The 19,072-nt window shown below is 67.0% G+C and carries 19 protein-coding genes, 1 tRNA gene and 1 pseudogene; 8 read left to right on the top strand and 13 right to left on the bottom strand.

Going from position 1 to position 19,072, the window contains the following annotated elements; translation table 11 throughout:
- Positions 1-93 precede the first annotated feature (93 nt).
- The 11 genes from ACYVBS_RS09950 to ACYVBS_RS10000 form a co-directional block, all read right to left on the bottom strand.
- A complete protein-coding gene (locus ACYVBS_RS09950) occupies positions 94-264 on the bottom strand; it encodes a hypothetical protein (protein ID WP_460823408.1) in 171 nt (56 codons plus the stop codon).
- Positions 265-323: 59 nt separating this feature from the next.
- A complete protein-coding gene (locus ACYVBS_RS09955; RefSeq protein ID WP_460823409.1) occupies positions 324-1,382 on the bottom strand; it encodes a hypothetical protein in 1,059 nt (352 codons plus the stop codon).
- A complete protein-coding gene (gene nadE / locus ACYVBS_RS09960) occupies positions 1,379-2,368 on the bottom strand; it encodes an NAD(+) synthase (protein WP_460823410.1) in 990 nt (329 codons plus the stop codon). The genes ACYVBS_RS09955 and nadE overlap by 4 nt, the downstream gene beginning before the upstream one ends.
- A complete protein-coding gene (locus ACYVBS_RS09965; protein ID WP_460823412.1) occupies positions 2,365-3,849 on the bottom strand; it encodes a class I adenylate-forming enzyme family protein in 1,485 nt (494 codons plus the stop codon). Before ACYVBS_RS09965 ends, nadE begins: the two co-directional genes overlap by 4 nt.
- Before the next feature lie 48 nt (positions 3,850-3,897).
- Positions 3,898-4,146: an acyl carrier protein gene (locus tag ACYVBS_RS09970; protein ID WP_460823414.1), complete on the bottom strand. Its 249-nt coding sequence runs from the start codon at positions 4,144-4,146 to the stop codon at positions 3,898-3,900.
- A 224-nt stretch (positions 4,147-4,370) separates the two neighbouring features.
- The gene (gene asnB / locus ACYVBS_RS09975) at positions 4,371-6,365 is read right to left on the bottom strand and encodes an asparagine synthase (glutamine-hydrolyzing) (protein ID WP_460823415.1); all 1,995 of its coding nucleotides are present in this window, start codon (positions 6,363-6,365) and stop codon (positions 4,371-4,373) included.
- Positions 6,366-6,529: 164 nt separating this feature from the next.
- Positions 6,530-7,354: a bifunctional hydroxymethylpyrimidine kinase/phosphomethylpyrimidine kinase gene (thiD, locus tag ACYVBS_RS09980; protein WP_460823416.1), complete on the bottom strand. Its 825-nt coding sequence runs from the start codon at positions 7,352-7,354 to the stop codon at positions 6,530-6,532.
- Between the two features lie 65 nt (positions 7,355-7,419).
- Positions 7,420-8,109: a YoaK family protein gene (locus tag ACYVBS_RS09985; protein ID WP_460823417.1), complete on the bottom strand. Its 690-nt coding sequence runs from the start codon at positions 8,107-8,109 to the stop codon at positions 7,420-7,422.
- 9 nt (positions 8,110-8,118) lie between these two features.
- The gene (locus ACYVBS_RS09990; protein ID WP_460823418.1) at positions 8,119-9,516 is read right to left on the bottom strand and encodes a PhoH family protein; all 1,398 of its coding nucleotides are present in this window, start codon (positions 9,514-9,516) and stop codon (positions 8,119-8,121) included.
- 222 nt (positions 9,517-9,738) lie between these two features.
- On the bottom strand, positions 9,739-10,206 hold the full coding sequence (locus ACYVBS_RS09995; RefSeq protein WP_460823419.1) for a peroxiredoxin: 468 nt from the start codon (positions 10,204-10,206) through the stop codon (positions 9,739-9,741).
- Between the two features lie 8 nt (positions 10,207-10,214).
- Entirely contained in the window at positions 10,215-10,775 is a 561-nt protein-coding gene (locus tag ACYVBS_RS10000) for a glycine cleavage system transcriptional repressor (RefSeq protein WP_460823420.1), read from the bottom strand.
- A gap of 248 nt (positions 10,776-11,023) precedes the next feature.
- On the opposite strand from ACYVBS_RS10000, the gene dapA reads away from it, so the two are divergent.
- Together dapA and ACYVBS_RS10010 are read left to right on the top strand one after the other, a co-directional pair.
- Positions 11,024-11,929 (top strand): 4-hydroxy-tetrahydrodipicolinate synthase, encoded by a 906-nt coding sequence (gene dapA / locus ACYVBS_RS10005; RefSeq protein WP_460823421.1) that lies wholly within the window; start codon positions 11,024-11,026, stop codon positions 11,927-11,929.
- A 15-nt stretch (positions 11,930-11,944) separates the two neighbouring features.
- The gene (locus ACYVBS_RS10010) at positions 11,945-12,463 is read left to right on the top strand and encodes a hypothetical protein (protein WP_460823423.1); all 519 of its coding nucleotides are present in this window, start codon (positions 11,945-11,947) and stop codon (positions 12,461-12,463) included.
- A 192-nt stretch (positions 12,464-12,655) separates the two neighbouring features.
- Here ACYVBS_RS10010 and fdxA read toward each other — a convergent pair whose 3' ends face one another.
- Both fdxA and ACYVBS_RS10020 read right to left on the bottom strand, forming a co-directional pair.
- Entirely contained in the window at positions 12,656-12,979 is a 324-nt protein-coding gene (gene fdxA, locus ACYVBS_RS10015; protein ID WP_460823424.1) for a ferredoxin FdxA, read from the bottom strand.
- A gap of 197 nt (positions 12,980-13,176) precedes the next feature.
- Positions 13,177-13,252 (bottom strand) — tRNA-Glu (locus tag ACYVBS_RS10020).
- A gap of 126 nt (positions 13,253-13,378) precedes the next feature.
- Between ACYVBS_RS10020 and pcnB the strand changes: the two genes are divergently transcribed.
- From pcnB to pgi, 6 genes and pseudogenes are all read left to right on the top strand, one after another.
- Positions 13,379-14,758 (top strand): polynucleotide adenylyltransferase PcnB, encoded by a 1,380-nt coding sequence (pcnB, locus tag ACYVBS_RS10025; RefSeq protein ID WP_460823425.1) that lies wholly within the window; start codon positions 13,379-13,381, stop codon positions 14,756-14,758.
- A gap of 2 nt (positions 14,759-14,760) precedes the next feature.
- A pseudogene (gene folK, locus ACYVBS_RS10030) lies at positions 14,761-15,252 on the top strand (2-amino-4-hydroxy-6-hydroxymethyldihydropteridine diphosphokinase); the annotation flags it as partial.
- Positions 15,253-15,334: 82 nt separating this feature from the next.
- Entirely contained in the window at positions 15,335-16,153 is an 819-nt protein-coding gene (panB, locus tag ACYVBS_RS10035) for a 3-methyl-2-oxobutanoate hydroxymethyltransferase (RefSeq protein ID WP_460823426.1), read from the top strand.
- 30 nt (positions 16,154-16,183) lie between these two features.
- Complete coding sequence (gene panC, locus ACYVBS_RS10040; RefSeq protein ID WP_460823427.1) at positions 16,184-17,032, top strand: pantoate--beta-alanine ligase; 849 nt, start codon at positions 16,184-16,186, stop codon at positions 17,030-17,032.
- A gap of 118 nt (positions 17,033-17,150) precedes the next feature.
- The gene (gene panD, locus ACYVBS_RS10045; protein ID WP_460823428.1) at positions 17,151-17,531 is read left to right on the top strand and encodes an aspartate 1-decarboxylase; all 381 of its coding nucleotides are present in this window, start codon (positions 17,151-17,153) and stop codon (positions 17,529-17,531) included.
- Positions 17,532-17,538: 7 nt separating this feature from the next.
- Positions 17,539-19,068, top strand: coding sequence for a glucose-6-phosphate isomerase (gene pgi / locus ACYVBS_RS10050; RefSeq protein WP_460823429.1), 1,530 nt, complete (start codon positions 17,539-17,541; stop codon positions 19,066-19,068).
- The last annotated feature ends 4 nt before the right edge of the window (positions 19,069-19,072 follow it).

The following is a 19,072-nucleotide window of genomic DNA, read 5'->3' on the forward strand; positions in this document are numbered from 1 at the left end:
AGAGAGCGGCACCCTTGCAACCCACCCATCGAGCGATAAGCTCGCAACCTTGGACTCTACGAAGTAGCTCGTGGCCCTAACAGCGGGGGCAGGTCAGCCCAGCGCGGGCAGCCATAGCAGGGTGGCGGTCGGCCGTTGCGGTACGCGCGCAAGCAGCAACCAGGCATGGCCGTCGTTGGCCTGCACGTTCAATTCATGGGCATCGACGGCATCGTCGCCGCGCTGCGCGTTGATCGGCAGGGTGCGGGCGTGCGGATCGGTCACGCGAACTCTCCGGAAGGGCGAGCCCAGATGATGCCTGTTCCTGCGGGGGAATCCGTGACCTAGCCGTCCTTGTCCGCGGACGTCAGGTACCACCCCATGCCGGCGGAGTGGGCGGTCGAGCCACCCCAGCGCCCATACACGGGGCGTCGCTCCCGCTCGAAGAAGCCGCAGGCGCGCCACCCCGCCAAACTGGCCGCAGGGGCCGTGATCTCGGTCGTTATGCCGACGTGGCCTGTCGCTCGGGCCGCCCAGAGCAACGCCTCAACGCAGGTCCGGCTGACACCGCGCACGCCTTCGCTGGACCAGAAGTCCCGCACGCGCAGCAGGCCCGCATCGCTGCGGGTCGCAAACCACGCCAATGGCGCACCGTCCCGCTTGTCCATGACGAACAGGTAGCGCGTCCTGCCCTGCGGTGCCTCGTCAAAGCGCCAGCGGGCGTAGGCGGCATCCCGGACCATCATCAGGCCGCTGGTACGGTCGGATTGCTGCCAGAGCGTGTCCATGCGCGCGTCGGCCTGATCGGACCATTCAGTGTGCACGCGTGGCGATACGAGTCGGCGCAGCCCATCCCATGCCCAGACGGCCATGTCGAGGATGGCTCCAAGGGTGTTGGCCAATACGGCGGGCATGTGTTCGGCGAGAAACCGCGCGTGCCGCAGCACCCGCGCGTACCCCACGATATCGGTTAGCTTTTCGTAGCCCCCCCGTTTGACGGCAGCGACTGCCTTCGGATTCGGGAAGCCATACAGCAGGTCCAGTTGGTGCGCGCTCGCGGCGATCAACCCGCCTTGCAGGATCAAGGCCGGACCCAGCGAACGATGCTCGGGCAGCACGGCAAAATCGACGATCACCCCGCCGCGGATCTCGTTTCCGTTCAACAGCATCCGACGCCGCCCGGCGGCGCACGTGCCCACCCAGTCCCCGCTGGGCTCATGCCGCATCAGTTGCAGCAAGGGCGGGCCATCCGGCCCACTCAGGTAGAACCATCGGTACTTGGCCTCGTGGCCACCGTGCTCATGCTGCAGGTTGCCCCGCCAGATGGACAGCACGATGTCCTGGTCCCGGATGGGATCCGCGTCGTGCAGCGTGTAGAGCGGCGCTGGTGTGCACGTGGTCACGCGCCGGTCTCAAGCTCCGGTACGCAACCGGCCAGCACCGGCGGCTGGTGCAGGTAACGCGTGGTGCGCCGCTTCGTGCGGATATCCTCGTACGTGGCTTCCGCCCGGGCGAGGCTGATGCCAATGGCCTCCGCGAGCCACGTGGCAGGCTTGCCGTTGTTCAGCGCCCACAGTGCGACGTCCATCTGTTCGTAAGGAAGGCCGTAATAGAACTCGTCCTGCCCCTGCTCAAGGCTGTACGTGTCGGTGGTGGGCACCGCCTCGCAGATGCGATCGGGCAGGCCCAGGTGTCGCGCCATGCCGTACACCTGAGTCTTGTAGAGATGGGCGATGGGCTTCACGTCCGCCGAGCCATCACCGTTCTTGACGAAGAAGCCCTGGTCGTACTCCACACGGTTGGGCGTTCCCACTACGGCATAGTTGAGGCGGTCGGCGTGGAAGTACTCCAGCGTCTTGCGTATGCGTTGCTTGAAGTTGGTGGCCGCGACGATGGTCAGGTACTCATTTAGACCCAAGTCGCGGGCGTGTGACTCGCTGTCGGGAGACTGCGCGATCAACCGGAATCGGTTGATGCGGCCCTCCGTGCCGCCGTCGATCGCGATCTTGAACTTCCAGCCGTCGCCGTACTCGGGAAGCAGATTGCGCACGGCCGCGTCACGCGCCTGGTAGCAGCCAATCGCCGCCAACGTGGGCTGGATGTCGACGGTTTCGCTGCGCACGCCGAGGTGTGCTGCCAGCAGCGAGGCGCGGCTGGCGCTGTCGTCGCAGGAGTCGCGTTCGGGCAGGATCAGGGTGAACACGCGATCGGCGCCCAGGGCGCGCACCGCAAGTGCGGCGCTCACCGAGCTGTCGATCCCGCCGGATATGGCCACCACCAGTCCGCGGCGGTGCAGTGTGCGCGCGGTGATGTCCCTTAGCGAGGCGGCAATGCGATCGGCTTCGCGTTCGTAGTCGAGGTCCAGCATGTTGAGATCGAGGGCACTCATGCGGTGGTCTGTCGTGCAAGCAGTTGGGCGCGCTGCACCTTGCCTGATGCAGTCCGGGGCAGGCTGGAAACAAACTCGATGTGCCTGGGGATCTTGTACGTCGCCAGACGGGTGCGGCAGTGCGCCTTGATCTCGTTGGCGAGCTGTTCCGTGATGCGCTCGACCACGACGAAGGCCTTGATGACCTGGCCCAGCACCTCGTCGTCGATGCCCACCACCGCGGCTTCGATCACCCCGGGAATCTCCGCGATCGCTTCTTCGACATCGGTGGGGTGGACCCGATGTGCGCCGGTCTTGATCATGTCGCTGCGCCGGCCCGCGATGTACAGGTAGCCGTCGCCATCGAGGCGGCCCATGTCGCCCGTCTTCAGCCAGCCATCCCGCAAGGCGGCCTGCGTGGCCTCGGCATTGCGCCAATAGCCGAGCATCACGTTGGGTCCGCGAACCCAGACCTCGCCAGATTCGCCGGCTGCTGCAGTGGAGCCGTCTTCATGGACGATCCGGATGGTGACCCCATCGACCGGGATACCCACCGACCCGGGTTTGGCGTCCAGTTGCTCGGGAGGCAGCCATGTGAGGCGCGAGGTGGCCTCGGTTTGCCCGTACATCACGAACAGTCGGGGGCGTGGCAGCGCCTGGCGAAGCCGTGCCGTCAGCGTGGGTGTCATCGGGCCACCGGCCTGCGTCACATAACGCAGGCGCGACAGGTCATGCCGTCCCAGTTCCACATGGTCCAGCAACAGGGCAAACGTGGAGGGGACGCCTGAAAAGCCGGTGATCGCGTGGGTCGCCAAGGCTTCGACAAGCAGATGGGGGAAAAGCAGATTCTTCGCAAGGTGGACCGCGGCGCCGTTGATCAGGTGCGTGTGCAGCACGGAAGCGCCATAGGCATAGTAGAAGGGCAGCACGCACAGCACGCTGTCGTCTTTGCAGAGCTCAAGGTAGGCCGTCACGGCCTTCGCGTTGGCCAGCAGGTTGGCATGGCTCAGCATGACTCCCTTGGGTGCCCCCGTGGTGCCGGAGGTGTAGAGAATCATCGCCAGGCCATCGTGTGCAGCACATGGCTGCGCAGCCTCGCCGTCACCGGTGCCGGGTTCCGCCGCAGGACAGATCGCCTCGTCATCGCTCAGGGCGAAAGCACGCGGCGGGGATTCCAGGGTCTCCAGTGCAATTGCGACGTCGTTGTTCGCCCGCTCATGGACGATGAACCGTGCGCCGGAATGCTCGATCCATGGTGCGAAGTCGCGAGCGCGCGCCTGCACGTTCAGCGGCACGACCACCCCTCCCGCCATCCAGGTGCCGTAGCACGCCACGGCTGCCTCGATCCGGTTGGGCAGGACAATGGCGACTCGATCAGCAGGCTGTAATCCGCTGGCCAGCAACTGGCTGGCAAAGCCTGACGCAAGGGCAACGAACGCGCCGTAACTGCTGCGACGCCCTCCATCGACCATCGCGAGCCTGTCGGGCTCGGCGCGCGCCATCGATGCGACCCTGGACGCCAGTGACTCCACGTTCCCCATCCCCCTGTATCAGGCCGACAACTTTCGTGTAACAAACTCGTCCACGGAGTGAATCGAATCGAATGTGGCAGGCGTCATCTCATCCGGCGTCACGGAGATCTGGTAGCGCTCTTCGAGGAACAGGATCAGCTCGTGGATCCCGGTCGAATCGACGATCCCGCCCCGAATCAACGAGTCGTGGTCGCTGATGGCCCCCTCGTTGTCCGAGAACAGGAAGTTCTCCAATACGAACTGCTTGATTTGCTTTCGCCGTTCCATTCCGCTCCATCTCCAGTCCGAACGCGCCACGCGTACCGGTATTGCGTCCCCATCCGAGGCGGCGCCCATCGCCGTGCGGCTGCAAACGGCGCACTAGTAGGGCTCGTCTGATTCGGATAACGGGGCCGCGTAGCCGCGTCGGCCAATCCCAGGCGTCGCTTGTACAAGCACCTCGCAAGCACTTGATGCGGCAGACGCGCATGCCGATCTGCGCAAGGACTGGCTTAAACCGAGGTGGCCAGATGCCGCTCCGCAGGCGATTGCTCGTGGCGGGGGCGGGCACGCGAGGTCGCCATGCCCTGATGGAGCAGCATGGTCGACAGCACGCCGACAAACGCCTGGTTGTCGGCAAAGCCGGTGGCGCGTCCGGCTTGGCATTTCTTCAGCAAATGCTCGACAGCCGTAGGCTCGAAGTAGCCTGCTGCCCGGATACTTTCCCGGCCCAACAGCTCGGCCACGTAGTCGAGCGGTTTCCCGTCCTGGAAGAAACTCTGGCTGTCGGGCGCGCGGTAGGGTTGCTTGGTGCGACGGATGATGTCCGTCGGCAATAGCCCGGACAGCGCGCGACGCAGGATGTACTTCTCCGTCAGCCCGCGGATCTTGAAGCTGGGCGGCAGACGGGCGGCAAATTCAATGAGCCGATGATCCAGGTACGGGAACCGCCCCTCGATGGAGTTGGCCATGGCCGCCCGGTCGCCCTGTGCCGAGAGCAGGTACCCCGCGAGCAGCGATTTCGCCTCCACGTACTGGTCGCGGGCCAGCGGGCTCCACCCCATGATGTCCGGAGGCAGCGTCTGCTCGTAGGCAATCAACGGGTCCCAGGCGCCAATGCACGCGCGCATTTCCGGCGACAGCATCGCCATCGCGCGACTTGAGGTGGACCAGCGCGGCACGTGCGCGAATATCGGGCGCCCCACGTGCTCCATGCCTTGGCCGAAGTGCGACTGGGCAAAGCCTGCGTGCCGGACCGGCGAGTTCTCGAGATAGCCATAAAGCCGACCAAGCAGCAGGGGCCGCATCCGCGAGTCCGGCTGCCGCGCCCAGAATCGGCGGATCTTGGCCTCCTTGAACAGGTCGTACCCACCAAACACCTCGTCCGCGCCTTCGCCCGTCAGCACGACCTTGTAGCCGTGCTGACGCACGCTGCCCGCAAGCAGCATCAGCGGCACCGGCGCCGTGCGCAGGATGGGCGTCTCCGCGTGGCTCACCACCCGCGGGAACGCGCGGCCGATATCGGCCCGGCTGCAACGCAGCGTCGTGTGGTCGGTCTCCAGGTGCTTGACCACCGCCGCCTGGTGTTCGCTTTCATCGAACTCGCCGTCGTCGAAGGCGAGCGAGAACGTACGGACCGGCGCATTCGTGAAGCCCCGGATCAGCGCGACGATGCCCGATGAGTCCAGTCCGCCACTGAGGTATGCCCCTACCGGCACGTCAGCGCGAAGCTGGAGGCGAACGGCATCGATGAGCAGGTCGCGTAACTCGGCGGTGGCCGCCTCGATATCGAACGTGCCTCTGGCCGGGGAGACATCTTCCGCCGGTGGAAAGCGCCAATCCCAATAGCGGGTCAGTTGCTCCCGGCCGTCGTGTTCGATGCTGAGCAGGCAGCCCGGTGGCAAGCTGCGAACTCCCGCGTACACCGTGTCCGGGTCGATGGTCGACCAGTAGGTCAGGGCCTGGGCCAGTCCGATCGGGTTCAGGACGGCCGTGTCCGGCAGGACCGCATGCAGGGCTTTGACCTCGGAGGCAAAGCAGAGCCGCGCGCCGCTACGCGCAAGGAACAGCGGTCGGATGCCTGCGCGGTCCCGCGCCAGCACCAGGCGCCTGCGCTCGGCGTCCCAAAGGGCGATGGCAAACTGGCCGTTGAGGTGCTCCACGAACCGATCGCCGTAGCGATCGTAGAGGTGGACGATCACCTCAGTGTCGGACTGGGTGTAGAAGCGGTGGCCCGCATCCTCCAGCGATCTGCGCAGCTCGACGTGGTTGAAGATCTCCCCATTGAAGACCGTCCAGACGGTGCGGCGCTCGTTGTGGATAGGCTGGTCGCCGGTGGCAAGGTCGATGATCGACAGGCGCGAATGGGCCAGACCGATGCCGACGTCCGCATGGAATCCATAGCCATCCGGCCCCCGGTGCGCGAGGGTGCGGATCATCCGGTCCAGTACCGGCCACGCCTCGTCCGGCGTCGCACCTGGCTCTATGAAGCCTGCAATTCCGCACACGGTGTGGGGCCCATGGGTCGTGACCGGTTATCCCTGATCACGTCCCGAGCGGTTGGGTGCGGCCATCGCGCATGGCACCGCCCCCGTAGCATGGTTGGCATCCTCGCGGACGGACACGTGCCGCCTGCGGGGTCAAGGCCGACTTGTCGCGTTCGACGACCGGCTTAGTGCTCCATGGCCCCGAAATGGTCGAGTACGACGGTATCGCCGCGACCGGGCCGATACCCGCGGACCAGTGCGCGATGCACGTAGTCCGACGCCGAAGTAAACGCCTCGGAGAGCGACCACCCCTGCGCCAATTGTGCGGCCACGGCGGAGGCCAGCGTGCAGCCCGTGCCGTGGGCCTCCAGGGACAAGCGCGTATGGCGGATCTGGCGGATGCCCTTGCCATCGGCGAGCAGGTCCACCACCTCGTCATCGCGGTCGTCTTGCGGGTTGACCGGCAGGTGGCCGCCCTTGAGCAGCACGGCACGCGCCCCCGTGCCCAGCAACGCCTGGCAGGCCTCCTGCATCGCCGCTTCCGTCCTGATCGTCGTTTGCAGCAGCAGCTCCGCCTCGGGCAGGTTGGGTGTGACCACCGTTGCCAGCGGCAGCAGCCGCGTCCGCATGGCGTCCAGCGCGTCGAGCTGCAGTAGGCGGGCCCCCGATGTGGCGACCATGACCGGGTCCAGCACCGTGTGGGCCGGCCGGTAGTGTTCCAGGGCGTCGGCCACGGCATGGATCACCTCGGCCGTGGCCAGCATGCCCAGCTTGACCGCCTGCACGTTGAAGTCATCGAAGCACGCATCGATCTGCGCGCGCAGGAAGGCCGTCGAGGGCACCTCCACTGCGGTCACGCCACGCGTGTGCTGCGCGGTCAGCGCGGCGATCGCACTGAGTCCGTGCACCCGGTGCGCGGCAAACGTCTTCAGATCGGCCTGGATGCCCGCGCCGCCACCCGAATCGGAGCCGGCAATGGTCAGGGCACAGGCAGGGCGAGGGTCGGTCACGGGACTCTTCCGATGGGGCAGGGCGCCATGATGCCCGGTTCGATGGTCGTTATCCCTCCCGGGAGTTACTCGCCCGCGTCGTACTCGCGCTCGCGCAGCGCCCACAGGTAGCGATAGGCCACGTAGCCCAGGCCCGCGGTGCCGGTCATCACGGCCGGCACCAGCAATGCGTTGTAGCCCAGTCGCACGAACAACAGCGCGCCGACGATCGCGCCGGACAGGAAGCTGCTGATGATCAGCCCGCAGAGCAGCAAGCGTCGCCTCTGCAGCGGCATGCCACGCAACGCATGACCCAGTCCGATCCCCAGGTCGGTGAACATGCCACTGAGGTGCGAGGTGCGGATCACCGCACCGCTGTACGTGGTGGCCATCGCGTTCTGCAGGCCGCAGGCCATCGCCGCCAACAGGGCGCCGGCGATCTGCTGCTGTTTGAACAAGGGGATGGCCGCCAGCAACAACAGCGACTCCAGTGCAAGCGTCACGCCATAGCGGCGCCCCAGCCGCAGCGTGCTGTCCTGGATGATCATCCCGCTCAGCGCGGCGCCCAGCATGAAGGCCAGCGCCACGCCGGCCAGGTGCGCCAGCGCCCGCAGGTCACCCCGGGCCAGGGCCGAACCCAGCAGGGTCGTGGTACCGGTCAGGTGGGTGACCGCCTGATGCTCGAAGCCCAGGTAGCCCACCACGTTGACCATGCCCGCGACGCCGGCCAGCAGGCCGGCGCCCAACCACACCCAGCGGGGCAGTTCGATTCCCATGCCGGCGGTTTACAGCACTTCCGACGCGTAGTCCGCGAGGCGCGAGCGCTCGCCGCGACGCAACGTGACGTGCGCGCTGTGCGGCCAGTGCTTGAACCGGTCCACCGCGTAGGTCAGGCCCGAGGTGGTCTCGGTCAGGTACGGCGTGTCGATCTGCTCCACGTTGCCCAGGCAGATGATCTTGGTGCCGGGGCCGGCACGGGTGATCAGCGTCTTCATTTGCTTGGGCGTGAGGTTCTGGGCCTCGTCCAGGATCAGCCAGCGGCTCAAGAAGGTGCGCCCGCGCATGAAGTTGAGCGAACGGATCTTGATCCGGCTGGCAAGCAGGTCGTTGGTGGCCGCGCGGCCCCAGGTCCCCCCGTCCTGGTTGTGGGTCAGCACCTCCAGGTTGTCGGTCAGCGCGCCCATCCAAGGCGTCATCTTTTCCTCTTCCGTGCCGGGCAGGAAGCCGATGTCCTCGCCCACGCTGACCGTCGCGCGGGTCATGATGATTTCGCGGTAACGCTGCTGGTCCATCGTCTGCGCCAGGCCTGCTGCCAGCGCCAGCAGGGTCTTGCCGGTGCCGGCCGTGCCCAGCAGCGTGACGAAGTCGATCTCCGGGTCCATCAGCGCGTTGAGCGCGAAGTTCTGCTCGCGGTTGCGCGCGGTGATGCCCCACACCGAATGCTGGTTGTGGCGGAAGTCGTCGACGATCTGCAGCACCACCTTGCTGTCGGTGACGCGGGCCACCTTCATTTCCGACTCATCGTCGCCCGGCAGGTACAGGAACTGGTTGGGGTACCAGTCATCGTCAGGGTTGCGATTCAGTTCGTAGAACGTGCGGCCCTTTTCCGTCCACGACTTCAGGTCCTTGCCATGGCGCGTCCAGAAATCCTCCGGCAGCGCGGTGGCACCGGTATACAGCAGGCTGAAATCGTCCAGCGCGCGGTCGTTCTCGTAGTCCTCGCTGGCGATACTGGCGATGGACGCCTTGATCCGCAGGTTGATGTCCTTGGAGATGAACACCACCGGCACGCCGGGGTGGGTCTCCTTAAGCGACAGGATCGAACCCAGGATGTGGTTGTCCGGGATGACCGCGCCAAAGCGCTTGCCCGCGTCGAAATCGCGGGTCTGGAAGAGCAAGCGGCCGGTACTCTGGTCGCCCCGCAGTTGCAGGCCCTGCGGCCGCACCAGCGGCACGCCTTCGTGGATGTCGGTGGTGCCGCCGGCTTCGATCACTTCGTTGAGGAAGCGGCTGACCTGCCGGGCGTTGCGGCTGGCTTCGGAGTTGCCCTTCTTCGCGTTGTCGAGCTCTTCGATGACCTGCATCGGCAGGAACACGTCGTGTTCGGCGAATTTGAACAGCGCGGTCGGGTCATGCATGAGCACGTTGGTGTCGAGCACGTAGATCCGCTTGCTTCGTGTCATTCCAGGCCTCGTGGCGTTGGGCGGCCGCAGGGGCGGCAGCACCGGTTCATGGCGATGGGGTGGGGCAGCTTGGGGCGGGGCTGGCGCGGTCTCCCGGTCCGCGCACACGACAAAGCCACCACAGGCCCGCGGGGCGGGGTGGTGGGCTGATGTGGACAGGCGAGGTCACTTCGTTGCGGAACCCTTGTGGAGCACTGGTGGTATGCAGCCTTCCGGGAGCGCCTACTTGGCGAAACCTTGCAGGGCTTCCAGGACGGCCTGGGCATGGCCGGCGACTTTGACCGGTCGCCATGACTCCACTATTACGCCTTTCGGGTCGATCAGGAAAGTGCTGCGTTCAATGCCCACGTATTCACGCCCGTACAACTTCTTGGGCTTGATCACGCCGAAGGCATTGCACAGCGCCTCGTCCTGGTCGCTGACCAGGTCGAACTTGAAGCCCTGCTTGGCGCAGAAGTTCTGGTGGGACTTGAGCGAGTCGCGCGAAACGCCCAGCACGGTCGCGCCAAGCTTCTTGAACTTCGGCAGCAACGCATTGAAGTCCAGGCCCTCGGTGGTGCAGCCGGGCGTGCTGTCCTTCGGGTAGAAGTACAGCACCAGCCACTGGCCCTTGAAGTCGCCGGTGCGGGCGCTGGCGCCGCTGGACAGCGCCAGCGGCAGGTCGGGGATGCGGTCGCCGGTGTCGAGCATGGCAGTCCTCAAAACTTCATCGGGTCCATGATGGCATCGAGGTTCAGGTGGTCGCAGAACTCGAGGAAGTCATCGCGCAGCGCGGCGATGTGCATGCTCGCCGGCACGCCGATGGTCACCTGCGCCGAGAACATGTCCGCGCCGGTCTGCATGGCGCGGTAGCGCGAGCAGTGCAGGCTCTCGATGGTGATGCCCTGACGGTCGAAGAAGTCGGCCAGCTGGAACAGGATGCCCGGCTTGTCCGCCGCCACCACCTCGACGATGTAAGGCAGCAGGTTCGACTGGATCTGCTTGGGGCCGGTGCGGTACCACACCAGCTTGATGCCTTCCTCGCGCTCCAGCCGGGACAGCATGGCTTCGAGCTTGGCGACGGCGTCCCACGAGCCCACCGCCAGCGCGGTCACCGACACGTCGCGGCCCACGGTGGACAGGCGTGCGTCCACCAGGTTGCAGCCGCTGTCCGAGATCCGGCGGGTCACCGACAGCAGCGGCGACTCCGGATGCGTCGTGTAGGCGTTGATCAGGAGGTGGTTTTCGTTCGGCGACGGCCGGGAAGCGGAATCAGTCAAGGCGGCGCCTGCTGGGAGCGTGTGGGCTCGGGTGGCTGAACGGCGGCCCGGGGGCGCCGTGTATGGAAGGGGAGGATACTTGGCCGTGGTTTGGGGTCGCAAGCCGACATCCGGGCGGTTCGCTGCCTGAAGGGCGGCTGGCGTTGTCGCGGCAACCGCCATGGACGGCCCGCCCCATCCCGATTAGCATCGCAGGGCTAAATCCACGCGCCCGTGCGCGCCCACCCGATCCACGCGAAGGCTCCCCCTTGCGACTCATTGGCAGCATCACCGCGCTGGCCACGCCGTTTGGCGTCACCGGCGAACTCGACCTCGACGCTTGGCGTCGCCTGTTGGACCAGCAGCTTGAAGGCGGCACCCAGGCCATCGTGGTTGCCGGCTCGACCGGCGAGGCCAATGCGCTGTACGACGCGGAGTACGACGTGCTCCTGCGCACGGCCGTCGAGAGGGTGGGCGGCCGCATTCCCGTGCTGGCCGGCACTGGCTTGTCCAACACCGCCAAGACCATCGAGCAGACCCGTCGCGCCGCGGCATTGGGCGCCGATGCGGCCCTCGTCGTCACGCCGCCTTACGTGCGCCCCACGCAGGCCGGCATGATTGCGCACTACCGCGCCATCGCCGACGACGGCGCGCTGCCGGTAGTACTTTACAACGTGCCGACCCGGACCGGCTGCGACCTGCTGCCCGAGACGGTGGCCGAGTTGTACCAGCACCCGCGCATCATCGGCATCAAGGAAGCGCGCAGTGAGCCCGAGCGGATGGAAGCCTTGCTGGCGTTCAAGGGCGACGGTTTCAGCGTGCTCAGTGGCGATGACGCGACGGCCTGCCGTGCCATGCTGGCCGGTGCAGATGGCGTGATCTCGGTGGCGTCCAACGTGCTGCCACGCGGCTTCCGTCAGTTGTGTGACCTTGCGCGCAGCGGTCGGGACGCCGAGGCGCAGGCCTGGGACGCACGCCTCGCACCGACCTACGACTTCTTCGGCATCGAGCCAAACCCCATCCCGGTGAAGGCGCTGCTGGAAATGGCGGGCATCGGCCACGGCCTGCGCCTGCCGCTCACCACGCTGTCGAGCGAGCATCGGGACACGGCCGAGCGCGTTGCGGCCATCATTCAAGATCTGGAATCCGCCTGCCGCGACACCGTCACGGCCTGAAAGCAGGAGTAGTGCATGCGTTTGAACGTCTCGATGGGTCGAGTGGTGGTGGGCAGCGTGGTGCTGGCCGCGGTAGTGGCCGGTAGCGGCTGCGGCTGGTGGCGGAACAGCAATAAGTTGTATGCCGACGACGTGGCGTCCCGTCCCTTGGAGGTGCCGCCGGAGTTGGATCGTGCAGCGGCTGCGCCCAATGCGGGCTCGGCGACCGCTTCGGGTCTGGCGGGCAGCGCACAGCCCAAGCCCGCCGGTGCCGCGGTGGCCGCCTCGGGATTCACCGTCAGCGGCACGCGCGACGACACATTCACCAAGGTCGGCGATGCGCTGGCGAAGGTGGAGGGCGTGACGATCGCCAGCCGCGCGCAGCTGCTGGGCGCGTTTGACGTCAATTACGGTGGCAGCAACTTCCTAGTGCGAATCGCCGCCGTCGAGGCCGGTGCCTACGTGTCCGCGGTGGATCCGCGCGGTGTGCCCGCGACCGGCGAGGCACCCGCCAAGCTGATCGCCAGCCTCAAGGACGCGTTGGGCGGTCGCTGACCGGGGGATCGCGTCCGCGCGCCGGCAGATGCCGCGCGCGGCGCAACCGGTGTTTCCCGGGGTTCGATGGCGGCACTCACAGGCGCCGATTCGGCTCCGTGAATCCAATGCTGCAAACAGGAACGGGTGCCCTTCGGCACCCGTTCTGCATTTCGAGACGCCCTTCGGTCAACTGGGACCGGTGTGGGGCTCTCAGCGCTCCAGCAGGGGCAACTTGCCCGTCTTGCCATCCCACTCGGCGGCATCGGGCAGCGGATCCTTGCGGGCGTTGATCACCGGCCAGTCCTTCGCAAGCTCGGCGTTGAGCTTGACGTAGCCTTCCTGGCCGGCAGGCACGTCATCTTCCGGGAAGATCGCGTTGGCCGGGCACTCGGGTTCGCACAACGTGCAGTCGATGCATTCGTCCGGGTCGATCACCAGGAAGTTGGGGCCTTCGTGGAAACAGTCCACCGGGCACACCTCCACGCAGTCGGTGTACTTGCACTTGATGCAGTTCTCGGTGACAACGAAGGGCATGGCAGTCTTCCGTGGGGATCGAAGCTACGCGAAGTTTAACGTTCCGGATGGGCGAACCCAAATGCCGAACGTGCCGTCATGGCCGACACGCGCGCCGGGGGGCATGCGCAGGGCGTCGGTGATGCGCGGCTCGACTCGCGGAAAAAAGAAAAGCCCGCGTTTGCGACGCGGGCTTTTCGTGCGATCAGATCGCGAATTGGCGCTCCCTACGAGATTCGAACTCGTGTTTTAGCCTTGAGAGGGCCACGTCCTAGGCCTCTAGACGAAGGGAGCAGGGGTCACGCCAGACTTACGTCGCAGCGTGGCCTGTTAGTATAGGCGGCTCCGTGGCCTTAGGCAACGGGCCGTTCACCCTCCGGTCAGCGATTTCCCCTTACTCCGCGGCAAGCCCCGCTACTGATGCAGCCAACCGACAAAATCCAAGCCGTACTGCCGCGCTCGATCCCGCGCGACCAGCACAATGTCTCGCGCAAGGACGTGAGCCCCAATGCACTGCGCGTGCTCTACCGGCTGCGCGAGGCCGGCTTTGGCGCCTACCTCGTGGGAGGGGCGGTGCGCGACCTCCTGGTGGGAGGGCACCCCAAGGATTTCGACGTGGCCACCGACGCCACGCCGGAACAGGTCAAGCAGTTGTTCCGCAATTGCCGGTTGATCGGCCGCCGGTTCCGGCTGGCGCACGTGGTGTTCGGTCGCGAGATCATCGAGGTCGCCACGTTCCGTTCCAGCGCGGACGACGGCAGCGGCGATCGCGAAGTGCATGACGGGGGCCGCCTGCTGCGGGACAACGTCTACGGCAACATTGAGGAAGACGCGGTGCGCCGCGACTTCACCGCCAACGCCCTGTACTACGCCATCGAAGACTTCTCGGTGCGTGATTACGTCGGTGGCTTCGAGGACGTGCGCAACAAGGTCCTGCGCCTGATCGGCGATCCGGAAACCCGCTACCGCGAAGATCCGGTGCGCATGCTGCGCGCCGTGCGACTGGCCGCAAAGCTCGGGTTTGAAATCGAGCGCGACACCGCGACGCCGATCCCCGCCCTGGCCCAGCTGCTCAAGGAAGCGGCGCCCGCGCGCCTGTTCGAGGAATGCCTGAAGATGTTCCTGTCCGGGCACGGCGTGGCCAGCTTCGAAGGGCTGGAGCGCCATGGCCTGCTGCCGGCGCTGTTCCCGGAAACCGCCGCGGCCCTCAAGTCCAACCGCAGCGGCGCACTACGTCGCATGGTGCTCGCCGGCTTGCGCAATACCGACCAGCGCGTGGCCAATGACGAGCCCGTGTCGCCCGCGTTCCTGTTCGCACTGCTGCTGTGGCCGGCCTATTGCCGGTCGCTCATCCAGTTGCAGTCGCAGGGCATGCATACGGTGGAAGCGCAGCGTCGCGCCGCCGATCGCGTGACCGTGCACCAACTGGACACCATCGCGCTGCCGCGCCGCTTCTCGCTGCCCATGCAGGAAATCTGGCTGCTGCAGACGCGTTTCTCCCAACGCCAGCGCAAGCGCGTGTTCCGTCTGCTGGCGCATCCGCGTTTCCGCGCGGCCTTCGACTTCCTCCAGCTGCGGCTGGCGGCCTCGGACGAACACGCAGCCGACGTCGCATTCTGGCGTGAGGCGCAGTTGCAGCCGGGCGATGCCCTGGCGGCCCAGCTGGAGGCGCAACCCGCCCATGACGCGGACGAAGGCGAAGGCGAAGGCCGCGCGCTGCGCAAGCGTCGCCGCCGTCGCCGCGGCAACGGTGGTGCGCACGCCGGCGACGGCATGGCGGAAGGGCCGGCCGGCGAGTGAGCATGCCCGCGTTGGCGGTGGTCGGGATCGGCGGAAACATCGGCGATGCCGCCGCCGCGGTGTGCGCATCCTTCGATGCGCTTGGCAGCATCCCCCATACCCGGGTGGTGCGGCGGTCACGGTTGTACCGCACGCCCGCGTGGGGCGTGACGGCGCAGGCGGATTTCGTCAATTCCGCGGCGTTGCTGGAAACCTCGCTTCCTCCCCTGGAACTGCTGCACGCGCTGCTGCAACTGGAGCGCGAGGCCGGCCGGCAGCGCAGCGCCGATGGCAGTGACCGCTGGGGACCCCGTACGCTGGACCTCGACCTGTTGCTGTACGGCGATGGCGCCGTGGACCTTCCCGGGCTGCACGTCCCGCACCCCCGCCTGGCCGAGCGCGCGTTTGCGCTGGTGCCATTGGTGGAAGTGGCGCCGGATGCGATCATTCCCGGCATCGGTCCTGCGGCGCATGTCCTGGCTGCATTGGTGACCGACGACATCCAGGTCCTGGGGGGCGAATGCTCGCCCGGGCCGGAAATCGACGATCCCGCCCGAGCACCTCGGGCCTCCGACCACCCCGGAAACCGCTGACCCCATGTACACCTCGACCCCGCGGGAAAAACCCTGGACCGTGCCGGCGCTGGCCGAGGCCAAGCATGAAGGCCGCAAGCTGGTGATGCTCACCTGCTATGACGCCGGGTTCGCGCGCGCCCTGGACGCCAGCGGCGTCGATCTGGTGCTGATCGGTGACTCGCTCGGCATGGTGGTGCAGGGCCATGACAGCACGCTGCCCGTGACCGTCGAAGACATCGCCTACCACACCGCCTGCGTGAAGCGCGGGCTGTCCAAGGCACTGGTCGTGGCAGATCTTCCGTTCCAGGCCGATGCCACCCCGGAACGGGCGCTGGACGCGTCAACGCGCCTGCTGCAGGCCGGCGCGGCCATGGTCAAGCTGGAGGGTGCCGGGCACAAGCTGGACGTGATCCGCTTCCTCGTGGAGCGCGAGATTCCGGTGTGTGCGCACCTGGGCCTGACGCCACAGTCGGTGCTGCGCCTCGGTGGCTACAAGGTGCAGGGGCGCGATGACGCCACCGCCGCCCGCTTGCGCGACGATGCGCGGGCCGTGGCGGAGGCAGGGGCCGCAATGCTGGTGCTGGAATGCGTGCCCAGTGCATTGGCCGCGCAGATCACCGCGGATCTCGCCATCCCGACCATTGGCATCGGGGCCGGCCCCGCTTGCGATGGCCAGGTGCTGGTATTGCACGATCTGCTGGGCGTCAACAGCGGTCACCGTCGCCCGCGTTTCGTGAAGGATTTCCTGGCCGAAGGCGGCTCGATTGCGGGCGCCATGCAGGCCTACGCCGATGCGGTCCGCACCGGCGCGTTCCCCGACGCCGAACATTCCTACGCCTGACCGGCGCATCCCCACCGGAAGACCCCACCGATGATCGAGACCGTCAAGGACCTGGCGACGCTGCGCGCCCGCGTGGCCGAATGGAAGCGTGCTGGCCTGCGGGTGGCGCTCGTGCCCACCATGGGCAACCTGCACGCCGGGCATTTTTCGCTGATCGAACTGGCGCGTCGCCACGCCGATCGCGTGGTGGCCAGCGTGTTCGTCAACCCGACCCAGTTCGGCCCCAACGAAGACTTCTCCCGTTACCCGCGCACGCCGGAAGCCGATGCCGACGGGTTGGGCGCCGCCGGGTGCGACCTGCTGTGGCTGCCCTCGGTGGACACGATGTATCCGTACGGAGCGGAGGCCGCCGTCAGCGTCCGCGTCCCCGACGTGACCGCCACGCTGGAAGGGGCGCACCGCCCCGGTCACTTCGATGGCGTCGCCACGGTGGTTTCGCGGCTGTTCCTGCAGGTCCAGCCGGACGTGGCCGTGTTTGGCCGCAAGGACTACCAGCAGCTGGCCGTGATCCGGTACATGGTCCGGGACATGGCGTTCCCGGTTGAGCTGGTTCCCGCGCCCACCTTCCGCGCCGAAGATGGCCTGGCCCTCAGCTCGCGTAACCAGTACCTGTCAGCCCAGGAACGCACCTTGGCCCCCGGCATCCATCGCACCCTGCAGGCCATGCGGGAAGCGGTGAAGGGTGGCGCCTCGCGTGGGCAGGTGGAGGCCGACGCGGCGCGCGCCCTGGCCGCCGACGGGTTCCAGGTGGACTACACCGTGATCCGCACGCCGGACCTGCGGGAGCCGGTCGACGGCCAGCCGGGCCCGCGGGTGGCCCTGATCGCCGCCCGGCTCGGAACCACCCGGTTGATCGACAACCTGGAATTCGAGGCCTGAACGGCCCGTCAGCGTCCGCCAACCGCTGGCTGAACCGGTTTCCGGCAGATGTTGCGTTGCGCCATCGGCTGGTAGAATCCTGCTTTCACCCGCGACCCCCTGCGGATTGAGTACGCACATGCAACTGAACCTGCTCAAGGCCAAGATCCACCGTGCCACCGTCACCCACGCCGAGCTGCACTACGAAGGCTCGTGCGCCATCGACGGCCGCCTGCTCGACATCTCGGGCATCCGCGAGTACGAGCAGATCCACATCTACAACATCAACAGCGGCCACCGCTTCTCGACCTACGCCATCCGCGCCGAAGAGGGCAGTGGCATAATCTCGGTCAATGGTGCTGCGGCGCACTGCGCCCAGGTCGGCGATCTGGTGATCATCTGCGCCTACGGTGTGGCCGACGAGGCCGAGGCCGCCAAGTACAAGCCGACCATGGTGTACGTGGACCGGGACAACCGCCTCACGCACACCAACCACTCGATCCCCGCACAGGCCGCCTGATCGGCAGATGACCACGACCAACGGGCTGGATGGACTGACTTCCCTCGCGGCCCGTCTGGACGGGGTCAGCACGGCTTCGCTGCTCGCGGCTGATCCCGGCCGCGCCAGCGGGTTCGCCGTTCGCGCGGGTCCGGTGTATGCCAACTTCGCCCGCCAGCGCTACGATCGCGTCACGCTGGAGGCACTGTTTGCGCTGGCCGAGTCGGTGGACGCCCCGGGGCGCCTTCGCGCCTTGTTCGGCGGCGAGCCCGTCAACCAGACCGAAGGCCGTGCGGCCCTGCATACCGCCCTGCGTGGCGAGTTGACCGGCACCGAATCCGGGCGCGAAGCCCATGCACAGGCCGTCGCCGTCCGTGAGCGCATGCGTGCCCTGGTCGACGAGTTGGCCGCCAGCCACGTGACCGACATCGTCAGCGTCGGCATTGGCGGTTCCGACCTCGGGCCGCGACTGGTGGTCGACGCACTCGCGCCCGTGGAGGGCGGACGCTTCCGTGTGCACTTCCTGTCCAACGTCGACGGGGCTGCCGCGCAGCGCGTGCTGGCGCGGCTGGATCCCGCGCGCACGGCCGTGCTGCTCATTTCCAAGACCTTCGGCACGCAGGAAACGCTGCTCAACGGCGCCATCCTGCGCACGTGGCTGGGCAGTGACCGCCACCTGTACGCCATTACCGCCAACCCCTCACGGGCCACGGAGGCGTTTGCCGTCCCCGCCGAGCGCGTTCTGCCGATGTGGGACTGGGTGGGCGGGCGCTACTCGCTGTGGTCGGCGGTCGGTTTCCCGATCGCGCTGGCCATCGGGATGGACCAGTTCGAGGCCCTGTTGAACGGCGCGGCAGGCATGGATGCGCACGTGCTGTTGACCCCGCTGCGCGAGAACCTCGCGGTGTGGCACGCCATGACCGCGGTGTGGAACCGCAACGCGCTCAAGCTTTCCACGCAGGCGGTGCTGCCGTACGACGAGCGACTGAAGCTGCTGCCCAACTACCTTCAGCAACTGGTGATGGAGAGCCTGGGTAAGTCGGTGCGATTGGATGGCTCCCCGGTGGCCGTCGATACGGTTCCGGTGTGGTGGGGCGGTGCCGGCACGGACAGTCAGCACAGCTTCTTCCAGGCACTGCACCAGGGCACCAGCATCGAGCCGGTGGACTTCATCGGCGTCGCGCGGCCAGACCACGACCACCCGGGCAACCACCTCGCCTTGCTCGCAAATCTGTTCGCGCAGTCGGAGGCGTTTGCCAACGGCCAGGGCAGCGATGACCCGCACCGCAGCTATGCCGGCCAACGCCCCAGCACGCTGATCCTGCTGGACGAGCTCACCCCGCAGTCGCTCGGCGCGCTGATCGCGATGTACGAGCACAGCGTGTACCTGCAGGGGCTGGTGTGGGGCATCAATCCGTTCGACCAGTTTGGCGTCGAACTGGGCAAGCAGGTGGCCAATCGCCTGTTGCCGGCGCTCCAGGGCGAGAGCGAAGCCGCAGACCCGGTGACGGCAACGCTCATTGCGGAGTGGCGCGCACGCGCTTCGCAGTTGCGCTGAGGGC

Source organism: Lysobacter olei (genome assembly GCF_054777355.1).